Raw genomic sequence first — 22,342 nt, forward strand, 5'->3', positions numbered from 1 at the left:
TCCGCAGCGGGAGCGCCGGAAAGGGGATCAGTCGAGGCGGTTGAGGACATCGCCGACGGCGGCGAAGACGCGATCCAGGTCCTCGATCTTGGCGTTGAAGGTGGGCCCGAATTGCAGGGTGTCGCCGCCGAAGCGGACATAGAAACCGGCCTTCCACAGGGCGATGCCGGCCTCGAAGGGACGGATCACCGCATCGCCATCGCGCGGGGCGAGCTGAAGAGCGCCGGCCAGGCCGCAGTTACGGATATCTACCACGTGCTTGGCACCCTTGAGGCCATGCAGCGAGGCTTCGAACTTGGGCGCCAGTTCGGCGGCCTGCTGCACCAGGTTTTCCCGCTCCAGCAGTTCCAGCGCCGCCAGGCCCGCGGCGCAGGCGACCGGGTGCGCCGAATAGGTGTAGCCATGGGGGAACTCGACCATGTGCTCGGGCGTGGCCTGGTTCATGAAGGTGTCGTAGATGGCGCTGCTGGCGATCACCGCGCCCAGGGGTACGGCGCCGTTGGTGACCTGCTTGGCCACGTTCATGAGGTCCGGCGTCACGCCGAAGAATTCGGCGCCGGTGTGGCGACCCATGCGGCCGAAGGCGGTGATGACCTCGTCGAAGATCAGCAGGATGTCGTGCTGGGTGCAGATCTCACGCAGGCGCTGCAGATAGCCCACCGGCGGCACGATCACCCCGGCCGAACCGGACATGGGCTCGACGATGACGGCGGCGATGTTGGAGGCGTCATGCAGCTCGATCAGCTTGAGCAGCTCGTTGGCCAGCTCGACGCCACCAGTCTCGGCCATGCCCTTGGTGAAGGCCAGGCCGGGTTGCAGGGTGTGCGGCAAGTGATCGACGTCCATGAAGGAGCCGTACAGCTTCCGGTTGCCACCGATGCCGCCCAGGCTGGTGCCGGCGATGTTGACGCCGTGGTAGCCACGGGCCCGGCCGATCAGCTTGGTCTTGGCCGGTTGGCCCTTGATGCGCCAGTAGGCGCGGGCCAGTTTGACCGAGGTGTCGGCGCTCTCGGAGCCCGAACCGGTGAAGAAGACGTGATCGAGGCCGGCCGGCGTCAGCTCGGCCATCTTCTCAGCCAGTTGGAAGGACAGCGGATGGCCGTACTGGAAGCCCGGCGAATAATCGAGGGTGCCCAGTTGGCGCGCCACGGCCTCCTGGATCTCCCGGCGCGAGTGACCGGCGCCGCAGGTCCAGAGGCCGGAGAGGCTGTCATAGATGCGCCGGCCCTGGTCGTCCGTCAGCCAACTGCCCTCGGCGGCCACTACGATACGCGGGTCCTTCTGGAAAGCGCGATTGGCAGTGAAGGGCATCCAGTGGGCGCGCAGGTTGAGCTGGGCAGCGACGGGTGGGGTAACGGTCAGCGGCTGATTCATGACGAGGGCTCGGGCGGGGACAGTGAATCCGCAGAGTGCGCCAGGTCTTGCGTGAGTTAAATGATTTTTTTCTTGCACTTACAGGCAAAAAAACTCAACAAAAGAGTGAAGTCCTTATGTGGGCTGCAGCAGTGGCTCCCTCTTTCCATGCCTGTGCACCTCTTGGAAAACACCCATGCGAGAGCGGTCGAGACGTCTGCTGCCACATCGTGGAAACATGCAGAAAAGAATAAAAATGAATGAAAATCAGTCACCTGCTTGAAACGTCTTAAGCTAACCACCCGCCGCTGTAGTCCCGTGGCGCCGAGGCCCCTCGCCTCACCTCTCTTCCCGGCGCGTAGTCCTGCCGGGCGCGGTAGCCTGTCCGCCGTCTCTGCCGCGTAGCCCATCCCATCCGCTGTTCGTGCCCGTGCCCCTCTCTCGAGGCGTAGCGCGTGGCTAGCCTATTCCTCAAGGAAATCTCCCCATGCTGATTCAGCTCAACTGGATCCGCGGCCTGGCGGCCGTTCTCATCGTGTTCCACCATATGACCGTGGGCAGCTACCAGACCACCGAACACCAGCAGCTCGCCCTGAATCTGCTGTCGCTGGAAACCACCTGTATCTTCGTCGCACTCTCGGGCTTCTTCTTTCGCTATAACCTCGGCAAGTACAGCTATCGGGTCTACCTGGGCAAGAAGCTGCAAAACGTCATCCTGCCCTATCTGCTGATCTCGATCCCCGCCGTGCTGCTCTATGTCTCCGGACTCAAGCAGGAGCACGAGTGGATCGACATGAATGCCTTCCATGACTGGCCGCCCTTCGCCCAGACCAGTCTGCTGCTGGCCACCGGCGCTCATCTAGGCCCGCTGTGGTTCATCCCGGCGCTGACGCTGATCTTCCTATTGGCGCCAGCCCTCGAATGGCTGGTTGAGCGTGGCCTGCTACCCGCCGCGACCCTGGTCGGCCTGCTCTATTTCCTGATTTCCGAGCGCCCGGCCAACGATGCCGATCCGCTGTTGGCGGCGCTGCATTTCCTGCCGATCTACCTGTGCGGCATGCTGGCCTGCGAGCAGCGCGAGCGTCTGCAACGGCCCCAGGCGCGCTACTGGTTGCTGGCCGCCCTACTGCTGCTGAGTGGCGCGGCGGTGCTGGACAGCGCCTTCTACGGCCTGCAGAAACTGACGCTGTGTCTGCTGCTGTTCGCCGTGTTCAGCCAGCAGATCGAGGCGCCAGGCCGTACCGAAGGTCGCCTGAAGAAGGGGATGGCCCTGCTCGGTGCCTACAGCTTCGCCATCTACTTCCTGCACGGCTATCTGGCTGGCGCCTATCGGGTACTGGGGCGCCTGCTGGGTGAGCAGAATTTCGCCCAGTACCTGGGTACCCGCCTCTGCCTGACGCTGATCACCTTGCTCGCCTGCATCGCCGCGGTCTGGGTGGTCAAGCAACTCGCCCGCCAGCGCAGCCGGGTACTGATCGGCGCCTGAGGTCGGTCGCTGGCGCCCATCCAGGCGGGGCCTTATGCTGACGCGCATTTGCGGTGGCAGTCATGAAGACGACGCGCAAGGCCCTGCTCGCCCAAGTCGGCGATTTCGAGATCCGTCTGCTTCGGCTGTTCAAGACGGTGGTGGAATGCGGCAGCTTCACCGCCGCCGAAGGCCGGCTGGGCATCACCCGCTCGGCCATCAGCCTGCATATGAACGATCTGGAGAAGCGCCTCGGCATGCGCCTCTGCCAACGTGGCCGCGCCGGTTTTTCCCTGACCGATGAAGGCCGTGAGGTGCTCAAGGCCAGTCAGTCGCTGTTCGCCGCCCTGGAGGGCTTTCGCAGCGAGGTCAACCAGTTGCACCAGCACCTGCGCGGCGAGCTGAATCTGGGCATCATCAACAACCTGGTCACCCAGCCGCGCATGCGCATCACCCATGCCCTGGCCGCCCTCAAGCGCGCGGCGCCGGGGGTGGTGGTGAACATCGGCATGACCCTGCCCGGCGAGATCGAGACCGGCGTGCTGGACGGCCATCTGCACCTGGGGGTGCTGCCGCTGATCAATGCCCTGGCCGGCCTGGACTACCTGCCGCTCTACGAGGAGCGCGCCTTGCTCTATTGCAGCCGCGCCCATCCGCTGTTCGCGGTGGCCGATGAAGCGCTGGACGAGCGCGTCCTGGCGGCCCAGGACGCGGTCGGGCCCAATCACCTGCTCAACCAGGACGGCCACGAACGTCATGCCGCGCTGAATTGCACCGCGCGTGCCTCGGATCGCGAAGGCGTGGCTTTTCTCATCCTCACGGGCTGCTATATCGGCTATCTGCCCGATCATGTCGCCCAGCCCTGGGTGGCGCAGGGCCAATTACGCGCCTTGAATCCCGAGCGTTTCCACTTCGACACCACCCTGGCCGCCGTCACCCGCAAGGGCCGGCGACCGAATCTGGTGCTGGAACGCTTTCTCGAAGCCCTGGCGGAAACGGTCTGAGCTGGTCTAGTTGGCGCTGCGGGTGGGGCGGACGACGATCTCGTTGACGTCCACATCATCCGGCTGCTCGATGGCATAGCGCACCGCCCGGGCGATGGCATCGGGCTGCAGGGCGATGGCGCGGTAGCTGTCCATCATCGCCCGCGCCGCAGGATCGCTGATGGTCGAGGCCAGTTCGCTTTCCACCACGCCCGGGTGGATGCAGGTGACGCGCAGATCGTCGCGCTCCTGGCGCAGCCCTTCGGAGATCGCCCGCACCGCGTGCTTGGTGGCGCAATAGACCGCCGCGGTGGGCACCACCGACAGGGCGCCGATGGAGCCCAGGTTGATGACGTGGCCGGCGCCGCGAGCGGTGAATTCCGGCAGCACTGCGGCGATACCGTTGAGCACGCCCTTGATGTTGACGTCGACCATCTGCATCCACTCCTCGGTCTTGAGCGACGCCAAGGGCGACAGCGGCATGATCCCGGCGTTGTTGACGATGACGTCCACCCGCCCCCAGCGCTCGCGGGCCGCCTCGGCGAAGGCGGCAACGTCGGCGGTATCGGTGACGTCCAATTGGCGGTAGGCGGCCTCGCCACCCGCGGCGTTGATCTCGGCCGCCAGGGCCTCCAGCCGTTCGCGGCGGCGCGCGCCGAGCAGCAGCTTGCAGCCGGCCGCGCCCAGTTCACGGGCGATGCCCGCGCCTATGCCGCTGGAGGCGCCGGTGATGAGTACGACCTTGTCGATAGCCATGCAGGAATCCTCTGTGATGGTTTGGAGCCCCTGAGCGGTAAGCCGCCTGCTACCTGCACCCCGGTACCAGGGAGGTAGCGGTCAAGGGTTGCCACCACCTTAGCCATCGCCCATTGTCGTGATAACTCCCCCATTCCTGACCGACGTGGTTAGCTGGACTTACCAATGCCAACCGATCTGAATCTACTCAAGGTCTTCGTCGTGGTGGCCACGGCCGAGAACTTCCGCGTGGCGGCCGATCGCCTGGGCGTCAGCCGCTCCGCGGTCAGCCAGGCCATCCGCCGGCTGGAAGACGAATTGGGCAGTTCCCTGGTGCAGCGCACCACCCGCAGCGTGCGCCTGACCGAAGCTGGCGAACGCCTGCATCGGCAGGTGGCTGGCCCCCTGTCTGGCCTGCTCGGCGCCCTGGACGAGGCGAGCCACGCCGGACCACCCCGGGGGCTGTTGCGGGTCGCGGTGACCTCCATCGCCGAGCGCTTTCTCGACGGGCCGCTGCTGGCGGGATTCGTCGAGGCCTATCCCGAGGTGACCCTGGACATCACCGTTACCGATGAGGAATTCGATATCGTCGCCCGCGGCTTCGACGCCGGGGTACGGCTGGGCGAGGTGATCGAGCAGGACATGATCGCCGTTGCGGTGACCGGCGAGCAGCGCGAGGTGGCGGTGGCGACGCCGGACTATTTCGCCCGCCATGGGCGTCCGGCCCATCCACGCGAATTGGCGGACCACCGCTGCATCGGCTGGCGCCCGTCACCGGAGGTGGCGCCCTGGCGCTGGGAGTTCAGCGAAGCGGGCCGCGCCTTCGATGTGGCGGTATCACCGCGGATCACCACCAACGACATGCTGCTGATGATCCGCACGGCGCTGGCCGGCGGTGGCATCACCTTCGGCATGGAGGACACCTTCCGGCCCTATCTGCAGCGCGGCGAGCTGGAACAGGTGCTGGAGGATTATCTGCCGCCCTTTCCGGGGTTCTATCTCTACTATCCGAGCCGGCACAACCTGGCGCCCAAGTTGCGGGCACTGGTGGAGCATGTACGGCGGTATCGGGAGGCGAACGGGGGATAGCGTTGGGAGGTGGGGCTGCCCTCTCCCCGGCCCTCTCCCCGAGGGAGAGGGGGCGTACCGCTTGAGCTCAGGCGTAGGGTGGAAAACGGCGCAGCCTTTTCCACAGGGGGCATAGGTTGGAGTCATGTCGCAGCTGTCGGGCTTCGGCGATGGGGCCGCCTCAACCCAACCTAGGGAATTCTGTAGGTTGGGCTGAGCGCCGCGAAGCCCAGCAGGCAAGGCACCTCAGCTCCCCAGAATCCACCGATCGATGGCCACGGCCACGCCGTCCTCCTGGTTGCTGGCGGTCACCTGGTCGGCGGCTTCGCGGACGGCCACCCCGGCCTGGCCCATGGCGATGGCCAGGCCCGCCTGGCGGAACATGGGCACGTCGTTGCTGCCGTCGCCGATGGCCGCCGTGCGCGCCACGGGTACGCCGGCGGCCTGGGCCAGTTCGATGAGGGCGTCGCCCTTGTTGGCCTTGGGGTGAGTGATGTCCAGGTAATAGAGCTGGGAGCGCAGCACCGTGGCGCCCTCCCCCAGCCGCTCGCCCAGCTCGCCCTCCAGGGCTTCGAGGCCCGCGTGATCGCTGCCGGCCGCGACGATCTTGTCGACCCGATCCAGGTAGGGTTCGAAGGACTCCACCACAGTCGGCCCGTAGCCCAGTGCCCGCGTCTCGCGGGGGACGTAGGGGCCCTGTGGATCGCGCGTCAGCCAGAGGTCGTCGGCGAACAGCCAGACCTCGAAGGCCTCGCGTTCCAGGCGCTCCAGCACCTGGCGCGTGACGTCTTCGGCGAGGCGATGAGCGCGGATCAGGGTGCCGTCCGCCTGCACCAGATTGCCGCCGTTGAACCCGGCCACCGGTTGCTGGATGCCCAGCCGCTGCACCAGCGGCAGCAGCGCCCGCGGCGGGCGGCTGCTGACCAGGGTGATGGCCTTGCCGGCCGCCTGCAGCCGCGCGACGGCGGCGATCACTGCTTCACTCAGACTCTTGTCGTCGCGGACCAGGGTACCGTCGATGTCCGATACCAGCAGGTCGATGGGGGTCAGGTCAGCGGATGCCATGAGTGGCCGTCCTTCTTCAGCAGTTCATCGGCGCCGGCAGGACCGGCACTCCCCGCGGCATAGCCTTCCACCTCGCCACCCTGTTTCCAGGCGTCGAGGAAGGGTTGCACCGCGCGCCAGCCATTCTCGATGTTGTCGGCGCGCTGGAACAGGGTCTGGTCGCCGATCAGGGAGTCATAGATCAGCGTTTCGTAACCCGTGGACGGCTGCATCTCGAAGAAATCCGAGTAGGCGAAGCCCATGCGGATGTTTTCCAGTTCCACCAGGGGCCCGGGGCGCTTGGCGTGGAAGTCGAACCACATACCTTCGTCGGGCTGGATCTGGATGATCAGGTAGTTGGGCCGCATGCGGTCGATCTTGGTGTCGCGGAACTGGGCATAGGGCGCGTGCTTGAAGCAGATGGCGATCTCGGTGTCCCGCGCGGTGAGCCGCTTGCCGGTGCGCAGGTAGAAGGGCACGCCAGCCCAGCGCCAGTTATCGACGAACAGCTTGAGCGCCACATAGGTCTCGGTCTGGCTTTCTGGATCGACCCGCTCTTCCTCGCGATAGCCCTTCACCGGTTTGCCGTTCAGGGTGCCGGCGGTGTATTGCCCGCGGACCGAATTTGCCAGGGCTTCTTCGGTGGTCTGGGGGCGGATGGCGCCGACCACCTTGGCCTTTTCGTCGCGCACCGAGGTGGCGTTGAAGGATGCCGGCGGCTCCATGGCGACCATGGCCAGTAGCTGGAACAGGTGGTTGGGCACCATGTCCCTCAGGGTGCCGGTCTTCTCGTAGAAGTCGCCGCGCGACTCCACGCCCACGGTCTCGGCCGCGGTGATCTGCACGTGGTCGATGTAGTGGTTGTTCCAGAAGGACTCGAACAGGGCGTTGGAGAACCGGCTGACCAGGATGTTCTGCACCGTCTCCTTGCCCAGGTAATGGTCGATCCGATAGATCTGCTTTTCATCCATGTTCGCCAACAGGCGCTGGTTGAGCGCCTGGGCGCTGGCTAGGTCGGCGCCGAAGGGTTTTTCCACCACCAGCCGGCGATAGGCGTCTTCGCGCTCTTCCAGCAGTCCGGCCTGACCCAGACGCTCGGCGACGTCGCCAAAGAAGCGCGCGGCGGTGGCGAGATAGAAGACGGCGTTATCGGTGTCGGCTTGGGCGATGCGCTCGCCGACCGCCTGGTAGGTGGCGTCTTCGAGGAAGTCGCCTTGCAGGTAGCGGATACGACCGCGCAGCCGACCCCAGAGATCGGCGTCCAGCGCCTCGTCGCGGGATTTGCCCTTGGCTTCGGCCTGGTCGCGGATGAAGGCTTCCAGCCGATCGGCGAAGCCTTCGTCGGTATTGGGGTTGTGGTCGACGCCGATGATCTGGGTACGGTCGTCGAGTAGCCCATCGCGCAGGAGGTTGTACAGCGAGGGGATCAGCAGCCGCTTGACCAGATCGCCGTTGGCACCGAACAGAAAGAGCGTAGCCGGCGGCGCGGTGGGAGCTTTCGTGCAGGAACGCCGCTCTTGAGCAGCGGTGTCGGGGGTGACGGCAGGAGACTCGGTCATGACAGGGCCTTAGCCACGAGGGCGGCGAGTGCCGTCCCCCGGGCGCGGCCCGTGGCCGCTCCACAGGGGAACGGCCGGGGTTTTATTGCGGGATTTCGACGTGGCCGCCGAAGCCGAATCTCATGGCCGACAGCAGTTTGTCGGCATAGGTGGCTTGCTGGCGGGAGCGGAAACGCGCATAGAGGGCGGCGGACAGCACGTTGACCGGCACCGCTTCTTCGATGGCTGCTTCGATGGTCCAGCGACCTTCGCCGCTGTCGGCCACCGAGCCGGAGAATTTCTCCAGGGCGACGTCACCAGCCAGCGCCTGGGCGGTCAGGTCCAGCAGCCAGGAGGACACCACGCTGCCACGGCGCCAGACTTCGGCGATGTCGGCCAGGTCCAGATCGAAGCGCTCGTCTTCCGGCAGCTTGTCGCTGTTCTTCATCTTGAGGATGTCGAAGCCCTCGGCATAGGCCTGCATTAGGCCGTACTCGATGCCGTTGTGCACCATCTTGACGAAGTGCCCGGAGCCGGCCGGGCCGGTGAAGATGTAGCCGCGCTCGGCACGCTCGTCCGGGGCGTTGCGGCCCTTGGTGCGCTCGATGCTGCCGTAGCCGGGGGCCAGGGCCTCGAAGATGGGTTCCAGGCGCTCGACGGCCTCGGACTTGCCACCGATCATCATGCAGTAGCCGCGCTCCAGGCCCCAGACGCCACCGGAGGTGCCGACGTCGACATAGTCGATGCCCTTCTCGGCCAGGCTCTTGGCGCGACGGATGTCGTCCTTGTAGTAGGTGTTGCCGCCATCGATGATGACGTCGCCGGGAGCCAGGCGGTCGGCCAGCTCGGCGATGGTCTGCTCGGTCGGCTCGCCAGCGGGCAGCATGACCCAGATGGCGCGGGGCTGCGCCAGGGCGGCGATGACGCCGTCCAGGCCGTCGGTGGCGATGGCGCCTTCCTTGCCGAGGCCGGCCACGGTTTCGGCACTGCGGTCGTAGACCGCGACTTCATGCCCATGCTTCATCAAACGCCGTGCGATGTTGCCGCCCATGCGGCCCAGTCCGATGATTCCCAATTGCATGCTGATGACTCCTTGAGGTCAGGCGACCGCCGCCTCGACCAGTTCGACGATTTGTTGCAGGCCAGCGTCTATGTCGCCGCCCTTGATATGCACACGCAGGTAGCGCCGTCCCCGTTCGGCCAGCACCTCGAGGTCGCCTTTGGCCTGGGCGGCCTCGACGACGCCAAAACTCAGGCTGCGCCCTGGAATCTCCAGGTCGTTCTGGGCATCGGCGGTAATCTGGATGAACACCCCCGAATTGGGGCCGCCCTTGTAGGCCTGCCCGGTGGAGTGCAGAAAACGCGGGCCGAAGCCACCGACGGTCGCTACGTGCTTGCTGTCGCGAATGCTATCACGCATGACGCTTAAGGCTTCCTGATGCAACGCATTGCGCTCGAGATAAGCCAGTACCGCCAGGTAGTCACCCGGCTGCAGGCGTGCCAGGTGCGCCTTGATGGCGGCCCGTGCGGTGTCCTGCCCTTGCAGGTCGGCATCGCCGAACAGGGCGAGATCGCCCTCCTCCAGCAGCGGCTGGTCACCGGCCAGGCGCCCTTCGCGCTCGTAGCCGTCGGTGAGGGCACGGGTCTTGACCTTGCTGGCCTCCACGTCGGGTTGATCGAAGGGATTGATGCCGATGACCGCGCCGGCCACCTCGGTAGCCACTTCCCAGCGGAAGAATTCCTGGCCGATCAGCTCGGCACGGGCCAGCCGGATGTCGACCACCGGGTGCCCCGCCGCGGCCAACGCCTGGAGCCGGGCCTCGCGCTCGGCGTCTTCCTCGCCGGCCAGCACCAGGCTGACGAACACCCGATCCGCGCCATAGACGTCCGGCTCGCCGAGCGGCTCTAAGTCCACCGGAATGATGCCCTTGCCCTGCTTGCCGGTGCTTTCGGCCAACAGTTGCTCCAACCAGGCACCCAGGCTGGCGACGCCGGGCGAGGCGATCAGGGTCACCTTGTCGCGGCCGGCGCGTACCGCCTCGCCCAGCACCACGCCCAGGCGGATGCCCGGGTTGATGGCCGGTGGCGCACTGGGGCTGCAAGCCAGCACCATGGGCTGAGTGATCTGGAAGAAGTCGACCACGGAATGCCCGAGCAAGGCCAGCGGCACCATGCCGAACACCGACAGCACCGAATAACGGCCGCCGATATGGGGATCGCCCTGGAAGATGGCGCGATACCCTTGGGCGGTGGCGCTGGCTTCGAGCTTGGACCCCGGATCGGTGATGGCGACGAAGCGCCGCTGTACCTCGGCCTCACCCAGCGCCCGCGCCACGGCTTGATGGAAATAGGCGCGCAGGATTTCCGGCTCCAGCGTAGAACCGGACTTGCTGGACACCAGGAACAAGGTCTTGCTCAGGTCCAGTTGCTCTTCCAGCGCGCTGATCTGCGCGGGATCGGTGGAATCCAGCACCTTGAGGGTGAGACCGCCGCTAGCGGTCCCCAGGGTATTGGCCAGCACCTCCGGCCCCAAGCTGGAGCCGCCCATGCCCAGCAGTACCACGGTATCCAGGCCTTCGCCGCGCACGGCCTCGGCCAGCGCCGTGAGCGCCGCGGGATCGGCCTGGCGGCCCTGGGCGGCGGCCAGCCAGCCCACCCATTGGTCTTCGTCGCGCCCGGTCCACAGCGAGGCATCGCCCTGCCAGAGGCGGCGGGACCAGCCTTCACGGCGGGCCTCGTCGAGACGGGCGTCGACGGCCTGTTGCAGCGCTTCCGGCAGACGATAGTCGGCGCCATTCAGGCGCTCGCCCAAGATATCCAGACGCTTCTGCCCTACCGCACCCAGCAAGGCATCGGCGGCATCCTCGAATTGGCGGGCGCCATCCTTGACCAGTTGCTTGGCGACGCCATCCAGGTCCAGGCCATGCGTGGCAGTGGCCTCTATCACCCGTTGCGCCGCCTCGACGTCGGTGCCCAGCATGGGCGCCACGGTGCCGTGGTCGCGGAAGGCATCCATGGTCTTGGGTGGCATGGTGTTGACGGTATCCGGCCCGATCAGTTGATCGACGTAGAGGGTATCGGGATAGGCCGGGTCCTTGGAGCCGGTGGAGGCCCACAGGAGGCGCTGCGGCCGCGCGCCCTTGGCTTCCAGCACCTTCCAGCGCGGCGACTGGATCAGCCGCAGGTAGTCCTGGTAGGCCAGCTTGGCGTTGGCGATGGCGATCTTGCCGCGCAGCGCCGCCAACTCGCCGTCACTGCCCTTGCGCTCGTCGATGCGCTTGTCCAGCACGCCATCCACCCGGCTAATGAAGAAACTCGCCACGCTGGCCAGCCGGGAGATGTCCTGCCCCCGGTGCAGCCGCGCTTCTAGACCGGAGATATAGGCCTCAGCCACCGCCATATAGGCGTTGCGATCGAACAGCAGGGTCACGTTGACGTTGATCCTCTCTTCGATCAGCTTGCGGATCGCCACCGCCCCTTCGGGCGTGCCGGGCACCTTGACCATCAGGTTGGGCCGCGCCACCGCCTGCCAGAGACGACGGGCCTCCTCCAAGGTGGCGCGGGTATCCAGCGCCAGATAGGGCGAGACTTCCAGGCTCACGTAGCCATCGCGACCGTCGAGCCGGTCATAGACCGGGCGCAGGATGTCGGCGGCCTGCTGGATGTCTTCGATGGCCAGGTGCTCGTAGACGTCCACCGGCTCGGCATCGGCCTTTTCCAGGAAAGCCTCGAGGCTGGCATCGTAGTCGCTGCCGTGCCCCATGGCCTTCTCGAAGATCGACGGATTGGAGGTGACACCGGTCAGGCCGTCCCGCTCGATCAGCGTCTGCAGCTCCCCGTTGGCGAGAAACTCGCGGCTGACGAAGTCGAGCCAGACCGCCTGGCCTTGCTCCGTCAGCTGTTTGAGTGGATTGCTCATTGGGCACTCCCGGAGCGTTGTGCCTGTTCCTTGGCCAGCTTGACCACGTTCTCCACGGTGTAGCCGTATTTGGCCTGCAGCTTGCCGATGGGGGCCGAGGCGCCGAAGGTGCTCATGGTCACCGAAGCGCCCTTGCGGCCGATGTAACGTTCCCAGCCCAGCGGGCCGGCCTGCTCGATGGCGACACGCCCCAGCACCTCGTCAGGCAGCACGGACTGCTTGTAGGCCTCGTCCTGCTCTTCGAACAGCTCCCAGCAGGGCATGGAGACGACCCGCGCCTTCACCCCTTCACCCTTGAGCTGCTCATAGGCCTGCATCGCCAGGCCCAGCTCGCTGCCGGTGGCCATGAGAATGACCTGGGGCTTGCCGCCTTCGGCGTCGGCGACCACATAGGCGCCCTGGGCGACGCCCTCGGCACTGGCGTACTTGCTGCGATCCAGGGTCGGCAGCGGCTGGCGCGACAGCACCATGCAGGAGGGTCGATTGGTCTGCTGCAGGGCGATCTTCCAGGCCTGCACCGCTTCGTTGGCATCGCCCGGACGCAGGGTCAGCAGACCCGGGGTAGCGCGTAGTTGGGCCAGGTGCTCGATGGGCTGGTGGGTAGGGCCGTCCTCGCCGACGCCAATGGAGTCGTGGGTGAAGACGAAGACCACCGGCAACTCCATGATCGACGCCAGCCGGATCGGCGGCTTCATGTAGTCGCTGAATACCAGGAAGGTGGCGGTGAAGCTGCGTAGGTAGCAGAGCGCCATGCCGTTGGCGATGGAGCCCATGGCGTGCTCGCGGATACCGAAGTGCATATTGCGCCCGGAGGACTCGCGGGCGGAGAAGCTGCCGGCGCCGTCGAACTTGAGGTTGGTCTTGGTGGATGGTGCCAGATCCGCAGCGCCCCCGATCAGCCAGGGGATGTGCTGGGCGAAGGCATTGAGCGCCTTGCCGCCGGATTCACGGGAGGCCACCCCCTTCGCATCGGGCTCGAAGCTGGGCAGTTGGGCATCCCAGCCATCCGGCATTTCGCCAGCGCGCATGCGCTGGAGTTCGTCCGCACGGGCGGGATCGTCCTGGCGCAGGCGGTCGAAGGCGCGATTCCAGTCTTCGTAGAGGCCGCTGGCACGCTCCAGCAGGGCGTCACGCAGGTGGTGGCGCGCTTCCTCGGGCACCAGGAAGTCGGCATCCTCGGGCCAGCCGTAGGCCTTCTTCGCCAGCTTGATCTCGTCCGCGCCCAGCGGCTCGCCGTGGGCGGCAGCGGTGTTCTGCTTGTTGGGCGCGCCATAGCCGATGAGGCTGTCGACCACGATCAGGGTCGGCTTGCCGGTATTGCCCTTGAAGCGATGCAGGGCGGCGGCCAAAGCCTCGGCATCATTGGCATCCTTGACGTGCAGGGTATGCCAGCCATAGCCGCGGAAGCGCTCGGCCACGTCTTCGCTGAAAGCAAGCTCGGTGTGGCCTTCGATGCTGATGGTGTTGTTGTCGTAGATCCAGCAGAGGTTATCCAGGCCCAGGTGACCGGCCACGGAAGCGGCCTCGCCGGAAACGCCCTCCATCATGTCGCCGTCGCCGCAGAGTACATAGACGTCATAGTCGAACAGGGTCACGCCCGGGCGGTTGAAGCGCGCCGCCAGCCACTTCTGCGCCAGCGCCATGCCGACGCTGTTGCCACAGCCTTGGCCCAGGGGACCGGTGGTGGTCTCGACCCCGGTGGTCATGCGGTATTCGGGATGGCCCGGGGTCTTGGAGTCCAGCTGACGGAATTGCTTGATGTCGTCGAGGCTGACCGCTTCCTTACCGGTGGCGGTACCGTGCTCGTCGATTTCCTTTACCCCCGCCAGGTGCAGCAGCGAATAGAGCAGCATGGAGGCGTGGCCGACCGAGAGCACGAAACGATCGCGGTTGGGCCAGTCCGGATGCTCGGGGTGGTAGCGCAGGAAGCGACTCCACAGCGTATGACCGACCGGAGCCAGGGCCATCGGCGTACCGGGATGCCCGGAGTTGGCCTTCTGTACCGCGTCCATGGACAGGGTACGGATGGTATTGATGGTCAGTTGGTCGGCATTGGAACTGGAAGGTGCGGTGGAACCCATGGCAAGCGTCCTCGTGCTGGCAGGCGCGCCACCCGCGACGAAAACGGTCCGACCGTCCTTGCAACCGTTGACACCGGGAGCAGCACCGAAAAGGTAAGCATCGCGCACTCGACGAGCCCTGCTCGTCACGGTAGAGGGGGCGGAATATCCTGCCGCGACCTCTTGCCGCACGCGCGAGTCCTTCTCTAGAACAATGCCGTGCCAGGTTGGTTCCGCAAGTTCTGTTAGTTGGCTAACAAAATTTTTGCTGGTCTAGCCAGCCAGCAGCAGCCGCTCTAGATCGAGCCCTGCATCGCGCATCTGCGCCAGCTTGTACCTGAGGGTGCGGGCACTGATGCCAAGGCGCTCGGCGGTCTCCTTACGCCGCCCCTGCTCCGCCCTGAGGGTCTCCAGGATGAGCTGGAATTCTCGCTCGCGCAGATCCTCGTCCAGGCCACGCCCCTCCTCCACGACGGGTAGCGGTTCCGCCAGGGAGACGGCGGGAGCAAGGGCGCCCAGGCCCGGCAGACCGGCGAGGCAGAAATCCTCCGGCTGGATGCTGGCACCCTGCTGCAGGATCAGCGCGCGTTGCACGGCGTTGTCCAGCTCGCGCACGTTGCCGGGCCAGGGATGGCTGCGCAGCAGGCGCTCGGCGGCACCGCCCAGCCTGGGGACGGGGCGTCCCTGGCGGGTGGCATGGGCCGCCAGCAGGCGCTCGGCCAGCGGCAGGATGTCGTCCGGGCGCTCGCGTAGCGGCGGCCAGCCCAAGGGAAACACCGACAACCGATAGTAGAGGTCCTCGCGGAAACGGCCGGCGGCGACCTCGCCTGCCAGATCGCGGTTGGTGGTGGCCAGCACCCGGATATCCAGCGCCAGCGACTTGCGTGCGCCCACCCGCTCGACTTCACGCTCCTGCAGCACCCGCAGCAACTTGGCCTGCAAGCCCAGGGGCATCTCGGAAATCTCGTCTAGCAACAGGGTACCACCCTGGGCCAGCTCGAACTTGCCCGGCTGGGCCGCCACGGCGCCGGTGAAGGCACCCTTCTCGTGGCCGAACAGGATGGCTTCGAGGAGGTTATCGGGAATGGCGGCGCAGTTGACCGCCACGAAGGGGCCGCTTGCCCGGGCCGACTGGTCGTGGATGAAGCGGGCCAGGACCTCCTTGCCGGTACCGGATTCGCCGGAGACAAGTACCGTGGAATCGCTCGCCGCTACTCGCCGCGCCAGGGCGAGCAACTGGCGACTGACTGGCGCCACAGCCACCGGTTGATCGGCTGGCACCTGTCCGGGAGCCGGACAGAGCCGCGCCACCAGATCCAGCAGCACCCGCGGCTCGAACGGCTTGACCAAATAGTCGGCCGCCCCGGCGCGCATGGCCTCGACTGCCCTTTCGATACTGCCGAAGGCGGTCATCAAGAGCACCGGCAAGGCCGGATCGCGCAAGCGGATGCTGGCCAGCAACTGATGGCCATCGATGCCCGGCATATTGACGTCGCTCACCACCAGGGCGAAAGACTCCTCCGCCAGCGCCAGCAGTGCGGCCTCGCCACTGTCCACGGCGCGGTAACTGTAGCCACCCAGTTCGAGGGTATCGGCCAGGGCTTCGCGCAGGGCGCGATCGTCTTCCACCAGGAGAATGGGCTGGGTCATGCCGGGGTCTCCTCGGTCTTCAAGAGGGGCAGGATAAAGGTCACCAGGGTGCCGCGGCCCAACCGCGAGCGCACAGTCAGCTGGCCGCCGTGGGCCTTGGCCATCGCCAGGGCCACGGGCAGTCCGAGACCGGTGCCGGTGGTCTTGGTACTGAGGAAGGGCTCACCCAGGCGCTGCTGGACCGCCGGGGGGATACCCGGGCCCGTGTCGCTGATCGCCAGTCGCAGCTCGGCGGCGCGACGATAGAGATGCACCTTGAGCTGTCCCGGTCGACCGCTACCCGCCATCGCCTGCAGGGCGTTATGGATGAGGTTCAGCGCCGCGCCCACCAGCATGTCGCGATTACAGGCGAGCAGACCGCTGCCGGCATCGTCCTGCCAACGGACCTGGCAGCCATCGAGATGAGGTGCTGCCGACTCGCGCAAGGCGGCGAACAGCGCGCTGGGCGTCAGCCGATCCGCCAACGGCAGTTCGCCGCGAGCGAACACCAGCATGTCGCGCACCTGATTTTCCAATTCGTGCAGCCGCTCCTTCAGGCGACTGGCGAAACGCTGCTGCTGCGCCACCGCCAGCCCGCCCTCCTCCAGATGACTGGCATAGAGCAAGGCCGCGGTCAGCGGCGTACGAATCTGGTGAGCGAGCGAGGCCATGGTCCGGCCGAGCGCGGACAGTCGCTCATGCCGTGCCAGCTCGCCTTGCAGGTGACGGGTTTCAGTAAGGTCGTTGAGCAGCACCAGTTGGCCCGGTTCACCGTCGAGCGAGCGGGTGGCGATGGAGACACGCCGACCGTCGCGCAGCGACACCTCGTGGCCGTCATCATGCCGCGGGGCGAAGGCCCGGGCGATCACCGCGCGCCACAGCTCGCCCACCAGCGGTTCGCCTAGCAGCGCTACCGCCACCGGATTGGCGTCTCGTACGCGACCGCCGCCATCCACCACCACGATCCCGGCGGGCAGCACATCGAGCAGATTCTGCAGGCGGCTGGCCAGGCGCTCCTTTTCCGCCAGCTCCTGCAGACGCTGGGCGGACACCCATTCCAGCTCGCCCTGCAGGGAATTCATCCGCGCTTCCAGCAGTTGGAAGGACTCGCTCAATTGACGCGACATCTGTCCCAGGGCTTCGCGGGCCTGCGCCGAGGCGGAAGCCTCCGCGACGGTCTCGGCAGGGACGGATGGAGAAAGGGCTTGCACAGGCATCGGCTCGGGCTCGCGACGGACAATTGACATTATCCGGGCTGGAGCAAGACCCATGCCGGGCTGGCACAACGGCGCTGGCGCGTGGAAAACGGCGCAGCGTTTTCCACGTGCAGAGCCCCAAAAACAAAGGTGGATGAGGCTGCGCCGTCATCCACCCTACCTCGAGCCAGCGTAGGTTGGGTTGAGACGGCATTATCGTCGAAGCCCAACAAGGCTGACCAAGTGGGATACCGTTGGGCTTCGCTACGCTCAGCCCAACCTACGACTCGCGTCAGATATCCTCGTCGAACTCGTCGTCGCGCCGACCCATGCCGTACTTGCGCATCTTCTCGACCAAGGTGGTCCGGCGGATGCGCAGACGCTCGGCGGCCCGCGCCACCACGCCACCGGCATCGTCCAATGCCTGCTGGATGAAGCTCTTTTCCAGATTGGCCAGGTAATCCTTGAGATCCAGGCCTTCGCTGGGCAACAGCGCCGAGGACGATACCTCGAGGGTGCCGATCCCGGCCATGGCCTCGCGCTCCTGCAATTCCTCACGCAGCGACTCCACCATGGGATCGGCTTCGTCCTCCACGTAGCGGAACTTGAGCGGCAGCTCGGCCACGCCGATCACCCCATAGGGATGCATGATCGCCATGCGCTCCACCAGGTTGGCCAGCTCGCGCACGTTGCCCGGCCATTCGTGACGACACAGCGACATGATGGCCGCCGAGTTGAAGCGAATGGAGCCACGCTTCTCGTGCTCCATCCGCGCGATCAACTCATTGATCAGCAGCGGGATGTCCTCGGCACGCTCGCGCAGGGGCGCCATGTCGATGGGAAAGACGTTGAGGCGGTAGTAGAGGTCTTCGCGGAAGGTGCCCGCGGCGATCATCTGCTCCAGGTTCTTGTGGGTCGCCGCGATGATGCGCACGTCCACGGTCTGGGTCTTGTTGCTGCCCACCCGCTCGTAGGTCCGCTCCTGCAGCACCCGTAGCAGCTTGACCTGCATGGGTAGCGGCATGTCACCGATCTCGTCGAGGAACAGGGTGCCTGTGTTGGCCAATTCGAAGCGGCCCGCGCGGCTGGTGATGGCGCCGGTGAAGGCGCCCTTTTCATGGCCGAACAGTTCGCTTTCCAGCAGCTCCGCCGGAATGGCGCCGCAGTTGACCGGCACGAAGGGCGCTTCGCGGCGCTTGGAGTGGAAGTGCAGATTGCGCGCTACCACCTCCTTGCCGGTGCCGGACTCGCCGAGGATGAGCACCGTGGCCTCGGTATCGGCCACCTGCTGCATCATCTTGCGCACCCCCTGGATGGCACGACTGGTACCCACCAGGCTGCGGAACAATTCCGGCTCACGCTGTCGACCACGATCGCGGGCCTGGTCGTACATCTCGCGATAGACCTGGGCCCGGTGCAGGGAATCGAGCAGCTTGTTGTAGGCAAGCGGATATTCGAGGGAGACCAGCACCCGGCGGCGCACATCGTCCGGCCACTCCGGTTGCGCCGTCTCGCCCAACAGTAGCAAGGGCACCATCTCATCCCAAGCCACGATTTGCTTGAGCAATTCGACGCTGTTGCCTCGGGTATCGACGCGCCCCACCAGCACGCAGCTGACCTGCCGGCTGCTGTCGAGGGTTTCCAGTGAGGATTGCCAATCGGAACTGGTACAGGCGAGATGAGCTTCGCCGAGAAAATCGAGAATGATCGAAACGGCCTGGCGCCGTTCGGCTTCATCGTCGATCAGAAGGATCTTGGTTTCACGCCACATGTCCCTGCCCCATCCGGCTTGTCGTTCGCTACGCAGGTGTCGCCTGCATCCAAGTGCCAACTGGTCGGCATCTTGCGCAAGTTAAGACAAATTGTGCGGTGGGGTCAATTTTATGGCGTTGGATTATCGAAACTTCGAAGCAGTGCCAGCGGAACGATAATCAACTAAAGAGTTGATAGACCTTCGCGGCCTGGCTGGACTTGTTGACCTTGGCCAATTCCTGGCCGGCGGCGTCCCGCTCTGCCTTGCAGGTATCGAGCATGGCGGCATACAGCGTCAGCAGCCGCTCGAGGCTGGCCCGCAGAGCCAGGGCTTCGTCACCGGTCGCGTACAGGGCCTCGTCGACGAACAGCCGGCAATCCAGATCCAGTTCGGCGATCCGTGTCCAGTCTCGCGCCTTGAGCGCAGCCGCCATCTGCTCGTAGACGAGCTCGACGCGTTCCACCGGGGTCTTTTGCATGGCGACGTTCATCGGTCGACTCCAGATCAGGGGGCGATGGCATCCCAGCCGGATTTGATCTCGCGGATCAGGCCGGATACTTCTTCGAGAATAGCAGGATCGTTCTCACGATTGGCTTCGCTGAGGCGACGAATCATGTAGTCGTACAGTCTATCCAGGTTGACGGCGATTTCACCGCCCTGCTCGAAATCCAGTACGTCCTTGAGACCCGCGACGATGGAAACCGCCTTGCCGATCAGCTCACCCTTTTCGGGCAACCAACCGCGCTCCAAAGCCCCCTGGGCCTTGGCCAGACGATCCAGCGCACCCTGCATGAGCATCTGAATCAGCTGATGCGGACTGGCTTCGAATACCTGCGCCTGCAGACCGACCTGCTGATATTGGCGCATGGCTGTCATTGCGTTCATGTCACGACCTCTGTGCGTTTCCGATACCTTCTTTATCGGTCGCACTGTGCAGAACTTGACGACTTTCTCGACTTAATTAGCCAAGCCCAGGCGATCAGCTCTTGTTGGCGAACGGCATGGCCGCCAGCTGTTGCGAGAGCGAGGACGCGGTGGTCGACAGCGACGAGTACAGCTGGTCCATGGTGTTGTACTGCTTGTAGAGCCGATCCGAGAGCGCCGTCATACGGGTGTTGAGCGCCGTGGTCTGGGCATCCACACTCTTGAGGGTATTGCTCAGGGAGGTGGAGCGTTGCTCGAGAATCCCATTGGTCATGGTATAGGGATCGAGCTTGCCCTTGAGGCGTGCCGCCAGGCCCTGGTCACCAGTGAAGAAGCCGGACAGGTCGCTGAAGTTGGAACTCACCATCTTGCTGAGCTTGGTGTCGTCGATGGCCAGGGTGCCATCCTTCTGGGTGGTGATGCCCAGGTCGGCCAGTGCCTTGACGGAGCCTGTTCCCTGCAGCGTACCCAGCTCGTTGCGGATGGTAGCCGTGAGCCCACGCGCCGTGGCATCTCCGACCAGTGCTGCGGCGATAGGGGCGCTGTTTTCCCCTACCGTCGTCACCGAGGTCTGGGTCTTGATCACGCCCATGAGCTTGTTGTACGAGTCGACGAACTTCTGGATGTTGCCCTTGACGCCGGACTCGTCCTGACTGACTCCCACGGTCATGGGGCTGCCCGCCGTGGTGGTGGCCTTCAGGGTGAAACTCAAGCCATCCACAGCATTGCTTACGGTATTAGAATCGCTGGTGATCTTGAGGCCGTCGATGGTCATCTGGGCGCTCTGGGCCTTGGTGAGCGTATGCGCAGCAGCGGGATCGCTGGAGTCGCTACCGCTTGCCTGGTAGGCCAGTTTGGTCAGGCTCTGAGTGCCCGAGCCATCATCGCCGCTTACAGATACCGAGATATCGTTGCCGTCGCCGGTCTTGGTGCTGCTGAGCACCAGGCGGGAGCCAGAGGTGTCGTTGACGATGTTGGCACTCAGGCCCTGACTCTGCCCCGCCTTGTTGATGGCGTCGCGGATGCCACTCAAGGTGTTGTTGCTGGCATCCACCTGGATATCGGCAAGGGAGGTATTGCCGACCTTGATGCTCAGCGTGCCCTTGCCGAAGGTGGTAGGAGAGGTAGTGCCGGAGCTGGAGGTAGAAGTCGCTGGCACGGCGGCCAGGGCCACCTTGCTGCTGCTGGCCAACCGACCGACTTCGACCTGGTAGCTGCCAATGCTGGCGCTGGAGCTGGCCGTGGCGGTGAGATAGTCGCTTTTCGACAACGTGACAGCACGCGCCTGGAAGCTGGTAGGGCTGTTGAGCGTGGTCAACGCGGTCTGGAATTCGCTGATGGCACTCTTCAAGGAACCTATGGCAGTAAGCTGCGCAGTCGCCTTGGTTTGGGTGCTATTGAGCTGATCCATCTTGGGCGCCTTTTCCGCCGCCACCATCTTGGTAACGATGGAATCGATATCCAGTCCCGAACCGCCAATCCCACTTATACCTGCCATTTCAGCTCTCCTCCGTCAACGTTACGTCGCCGTCCCTACTCCCGCTTATCCGATACAAGTTCCGCGCCAACTAGGCCTTGGCCTTGAACATCAGGCTGCGGACGTCATCCAGTTGCTTGGCCAGCTTGAGGACTTCCTCGCTGGGAATCTGCCGGATCAACTTGCCGGATTCACCGTCCAGTACTTTCACCACCATCTCGCCGGTGGAGTCATCGACACTGAAATCCAGGTTGCGATGTTCTTCCTGGAATTTGGTCTTGAGCTTGGACAGGGCGTCGTCGACATCTCCACCCTCCTCCGCCTTGACCTTGGTATCCGTAGCCGTAGCGGCTTGACGATCCTTCGGCGGCCGGAGCGAGGCGGCAGCCGAAGCCTCCGACGGAGTGGGATCCGAGCCAGATGCTACAGCCTGAGTCCCCGAATGAACGCCATAGGGGGTTACTGCCGAAAAACCCGCTGTTTTGACGATGTCCATAATAATGTCCTCGCAACGCATTAAAGGGAGAAGGGGCGTCCCCCTTCTCCCTGCCTAGACCGATGTTTCGTCTTACTGGAGCAGACTGAGCACCGATTGCGGCAATTGTTTGGCCTGGGCCAGGATCGCGGTACCGGCCTGTTGCAGCACCTGGTTCTTCGACAGGTTCGCGGTTTCCGCGGCGTAGTCGGTGTCTTTGATGCGGCTACGGGCGGAGGTGGCGTTCTCCGAGATGTTGGTCAGGTTGCTGATGGTGTTGTCGAAGCGGTTCTGTACCGCACCGAGATCGGCACGCTGGCTGTCGATGTTGGCCAGGGCCTGGTCGATCACCGACAGGGCTTTCTGCGCACCGTCAGCGGTGGAGATGTCGACGTCGGACACCTTGCTCAGCGCAGACTTGGTGGTACCGAAGATCGCCGTGGTATCACCGGTCATGGCGAAAGTGGTCGGTGAATCCAGCTTCACGTAGCCCATGGCGGACCCGCCACCGGCCCGCACGTCCACAGCGGTGCTGTAGGTACCGTCGGACTTCTGCGAGGCGACACTGATGGCACCTGCGGCGTTGCCGGTGTCGCTGCCGAAGGTGACGTTCTCGCCGGTGGCCGAGGTGATGGTGAGCTTCTTGGCCTGGCTGTCGTAGTTGGCGGTGACGCCCAGCTTGGCGGCGTTGGCGTTGATCTGGTCGGCCATGTCCTTGGTGCT

Annotated in this window: 18 protein-coding genes; 3 read left to right on the forward strand and 15 right to left on the reverse strand. The window is 65.0% G+C overall.

From position 1 onward, the window contains the following. Positions 1-27 precede the first annotated feature (27 nt). On the reverse strand, positions 28-1,374 hold the full coding sequence (gene aptA, locus FAZ11_RS20715) for an omega-aminotransferase AptA (protein ID WP_058773016.1): 1,347 nt from the start codon (positions 1,372-1,374) through the stop codon (positions 28-30). Between the two features lie 466 nt (positions 1,375-1,840). Here aptA and FAZ11_RS20720 point away from each other — a divergent pair, with 466 nt between their 5' ends. Beyond that, positions 1,841-2,839 (forward strand): acyltransferase family protein, encoded by a 999-nt coding sequence (locus FAZ11_RS20720; RefSeq protein ID WP_058773015.1) that lies wholly within the window; start codon positions 1,841-1,843, stop codon positions 2,837-2,839. Between the two features lie 62 nt (positions 2,840-2,901). Then, on the forward strand, positions 2,902-3,822 hold the full coding sequence (locus FAZ11_RS20725; RefSeq protein WP_058761314.1) for a LysR family transcriptional regulator: 921 nt from the start codon (positions 2,902-2,904) through the stop codon (positions 3,820-3,822). Positions 3,823-3,828: 6 nt separating this feature from the next. Here the strand turns inward: FAZ11_RS20725 and FAZ11_RS20730 are convergent, their stop codons facing one another. Further along, positions 3,829-4,557 carry an SDR family oxidoreductase gene (locus tag FAZ11_RS20730; protein WP_058773014.1) on the reverse strand — a complete coding sequence of 243 codons (729 nt, stop codon included), beginning with the start codon at positions 4,555-4,557 and terminating at the stop codon, positions 3,829-3,831. Between the two features lie 165 nt (positions 4,558-4,722). On the opposite strand from FAZ11_RS20730, the gene FAZ11_RS20735 reads away from it, so the two are divergent. Continuing rightward, on the forward strand, positions 4,723-5,625 hold the full coding sequence (locus tag FAZ11_RS20735; protein ID WP_058773013.1) for a LysR family transcriptional regulator: 903 nt from the start codon (positions 4,723-4,725) through the stop codon (positions 5,623-5,625). Between the two features lie 225 nt (positions 5,626-5,850). On the opposite strand, the gene FAZ11_RS20740 is transcribed toward FAZ11_RS20735, so the two are convergent. From FAZ11_RS20740 to FAZ11_RS20800, 13 genes are all read right to left on the reverse strand, one after another. After that, positions 5,851-6,669, reverse strand: a complete 819-nt coding sequence (locus FAZ11_RS20740) for a Cof-type HAD-IIB family hydrolase (protein ID WP_058761317.1) — start codon at positions 6,667-6,669, stop codon at positions 5,851-5,853. Further along, entirely contained in the window at positions 6,651-8,207 is a 1,557-nt protein-coding gene (gene zwf / locus FAZ11_RS20745; protein WP_058761318.1) for a glucose-6-phosphate dehydrogenase, read from the reverse strand. The genes FAZ11_RS20740 and zwf overlap by 19 nt, the downstream gene beginning before the upstream one ends. An 82-nt stretch (positions 8,208-8,289) precedes the next feature. After that, the gene (gene gnd / locus FAZ11_RS20750; RefSeq protein ID WP_058761319.1) at positions 8,290-9,267 is read right to left on the reverse strand and encodes a phosphogluconate dehydrogenase (NAD(+)-dependent, decarboxylating); all 978 of its coding nucleotides are present in this window, start codon (positions 9,265-9,267) and stop codon (positions 8,290-8,292) included. Positions 9,268-9,285: 18 nt separating this feature from the next. Next, the gene (locus FAZ11_RS20755; RefSeq protein WP_058773010.1) at positions 9,286-12,105 is read right to left on the reverse strand and encodes a bifunctional transaldolase/phosoglucose isomerase; all 2,820 of its coding nucleotides are present in this window, start codon (positions 12,103-12,105) and stop codon (positions 9,286-9,288) included. Beyond that, positions 12,102-14,186 (reverse strand): transketolase, encoded by a 2,085-nt coding sequence (gene tkt / locus FAZ11_RS20760; protein WP_058773009.1) that lies wholly within the window; start codon positions 14,184-14,186, stop codon positions 12,102-12,104. Before tkt ends, FAZ11_RS20755 begins: the two co-directional genes overlap by 4 nt. A 252-nt stretch (positions 14,187-14,438) precedes the next feature. After that, positions 14,439-15,815: a sigma-54-dependent transcriptional regulator gene (locus FAZ11_RS20765; protein ID WP_058773008.1), complete on the reverse strand. Its 1,377-nt coding sequence runs from the start codon at positions 15,813-15,815 to the stop codon at positions 14,439-14,441. Beyond that, positions 15,812-17,011 carry a sensor histidine kinase gene (locus FAZ11_RS20770; protein ID WP_058761323.1) on the reverse strand — a complete coding sequence of 400 codons (1,200 nt, stop codon included), beginning with the start codon at positions 17,009-17,011 and terminating at the stop codon, positions 15,812-15,814. Before FAZ11_RS20770 ends, FAZ11_RS20765 begins: the two co-directional genes overlap by 4 nt. 271 nt (positions 17,012-17,282) lie before the next feature. Further along, complete coding sequence (locus FAZ11_RS20775) at positions 17,283-18,761, reverse strand: sigma-54 dependent transcriptional regulator (protein WP_058761324.1); 1,479 nt, start codon at positions 18,759-18,761, stop codon at positions 17,283-17,285. A gap of 160 nt (positions 18,762-18,921) precedes the next feature. Beyond that, on the reverse strand, positions 18,922-19,233 hold the full coding sequence (locus FAZ11_RS20780; protein WP_058761325.1) for a flagellar protein FliT: 312 nt from the start codon (positions 19,231-19,233) through the stop codon (positions 18,922-18,924). 14 nt (positions 19,234-19,247) lie between these two features. Continuing rightward, positions 19,248-19,628, reverse strand: coding sequence for a flagellar export chaperone FliS (gene fliS / locus FAZ11_RS20785; RefSeq protein WP_058761326.1), 381 nt, complete (start codon positions 19,626-19,628; stop codon positions 19,248-19,250). 94 nt (positions 19,629-19,722) lie between these two features. Continuing rightward, positions 19,723-21,165 (reverse strand): flagellar filament capping protein FliD, encoded by a 1,443-nt coding sequence (gene fliD, locus FAZ11_RS20790; protein WP_058773007.1) that lies wholly within the window; start codon positions 21,163-21,165, stop codon positions 19,723-19,725. 70 nt (positions 21,166-21,235) lie between these two features. Next, positions 21,236-21,640: a flagellar protein FlaG gene (locus FAZ11_RS20795; RefSeq protein ID WP_081318717.1), complete on the reverse strand. Its 405-nt coding sequence runs from the start codon at positions 21,638-21,640 to the stop codon at positions 21,236-21,238. A 72-nt stretch (positions 21,641-21,712) separates the two neighbouring features. Beyond that, positions 21,713-22,342 (reverse strand): flagellin (locus FAZ11_RS20800; RefSeq protein ID WP_277751761.1); only part of this gene is annotated, 630 nt, incomplete at its 5' end.

The sequence above is a fragment of the Pseudomonas rhizoryzae genome, assembly GCF_005250615.1.
In the GTDB taxonomy this organism is placed as follows: Bacteria; Pseudomonadota; Gammaproteobacteria; order Pseudomonadales; family Pseudomonadaceae; genus Chryseomonas; species Chryseomonas rhizoryzae.

What these genes read in the sequence shown, in the direction of transcription:
- FAZ11_RS20720 (WP_058773015.1), top strand. Translation starts at nt 1,841, where the DNA reads ATGCTGATTCAGCTCAACTGGATCCGCGGCCTGGCGGCCGTTCTCATC.
- aptA (WP_058773016.1), bottom strand. Translation starts at nt 1,374, where the DNA reads ATGAATCAGCCGCTGACCGTTACCCCACCCGTCGCTGCCCAGCTCAAC.
- fliD (WP_058773007.1), bottom strand. Translation starts at nt 21,165, where the DNA reads ATGGCAGGTATAAGTGGGATTGGCGGTTCGGGACTGGATATCGATTCC.
- FAZ11_RS20775 (WP_058761324.1), bottom strand. Translation starts at nt 18,761, where the DNA reads ATGTGGCGTGAAACCAAGATCCTTCTGATCGACGATGAAGCCGAACGG.
- FAZ11_RS20780 (WP_058761325.1), bottom strand. Translation starts at nt 19,233, where the DNA reads ATGAACGTCGCCATGCAAAAGACCCCGGTGGAACGCGTCGAGCTCGTC.
- FAZ11_RS20740 (WP_058761317.1), bottom strand. Translation starts at nt 6,669, where the DNA reads ATGGCATCCGCTGACCTGACCCCCATCGACCTGCTGGTATCGGACATC.
- fliS (WP_058761326.1), bottom strand. Translation starts at nt 19,628, where the DNA reads ATGAACGCAATGACAGCCATGCGCCAATATCAGCAGGTCGGTCTGCAG.
- tkt (WP_058773009.1), bottom strand. Translation starts at nt 14,186, where the DNA reads ATGGGTTCCACCGCACCTTCCAGTTCCAATGCCGACCAACTGACCATC.
- gnd (WP_058761319.1), bottom strand. Translation starts at nt 9,267, where the DNA reads ATGCAATTGGGAATCATCGGACTGGGCCGCATGGGCGGCAACATCGCA.
- FAZ11_RS20735 (WP_058773013.1), top strand. Translation starts at nt 4,723, where the DNA reads ATGCCAACCGATCTGAATCTACTCAAGGTCTTCGTCGTGGTGGCCACG.
- FAZ11_RS20725 (WP_058761314.1), top strand. Translation starts at nt 2,902, where the DNA reads ATGAAGACGACGCGCAAGGCCCTGCTCGCCCAAGTCGGCGATTTCGAG.
- FAZ11_RS20755 (WP_058773010.1), bottom strand. Translation starts at nt 12,105, where the DNA reads ATGAGCAATCCACTCAAACAGCTGACGGAGCAAGGCCAGGCGGTCTGG.
- FAZ11_RS20770 (WP_058761323.1), bottom strand. Translation starts at nt 17,011, where the DNA reads ATGCCTGTGCAAGCCCTTTCTCCATCCGTCCCTGCCGAGACCGTCGCG.
- FAZ11_RS20795 (WP_081318717.1), bottom strand. Translation starts at nt 21,640, where the DNA reads ATGGACATCGTCAAAACAGCGGGTTTTTCGGCAGTAACCCCCTATGGC.
- FAZ11_RS20765 (WP_058773008.1), bottom strand. Translation starts at nt 15,815, where the DNA reads ATGACCCAGCCCATTCTCCTGGTGGAAGACGATCGCGCCCTGCGCGAA.
- FAZ11_RS20730 (WP_058773014.1), bottom strand. Translation starts at nt 4,557, where the DNA reads ATGGCTATCGACAAGGTCGTACTCATCACCGGCGCCTCCAGCGGCATA.
- zwf (WP_058761318.1), bottom strand. Translation starts at nt 8,207, where the DNA reads ATGACCGAGTCTCCTGCCGTCACCCCCGACACCGCTGCTCAAGAGCGG.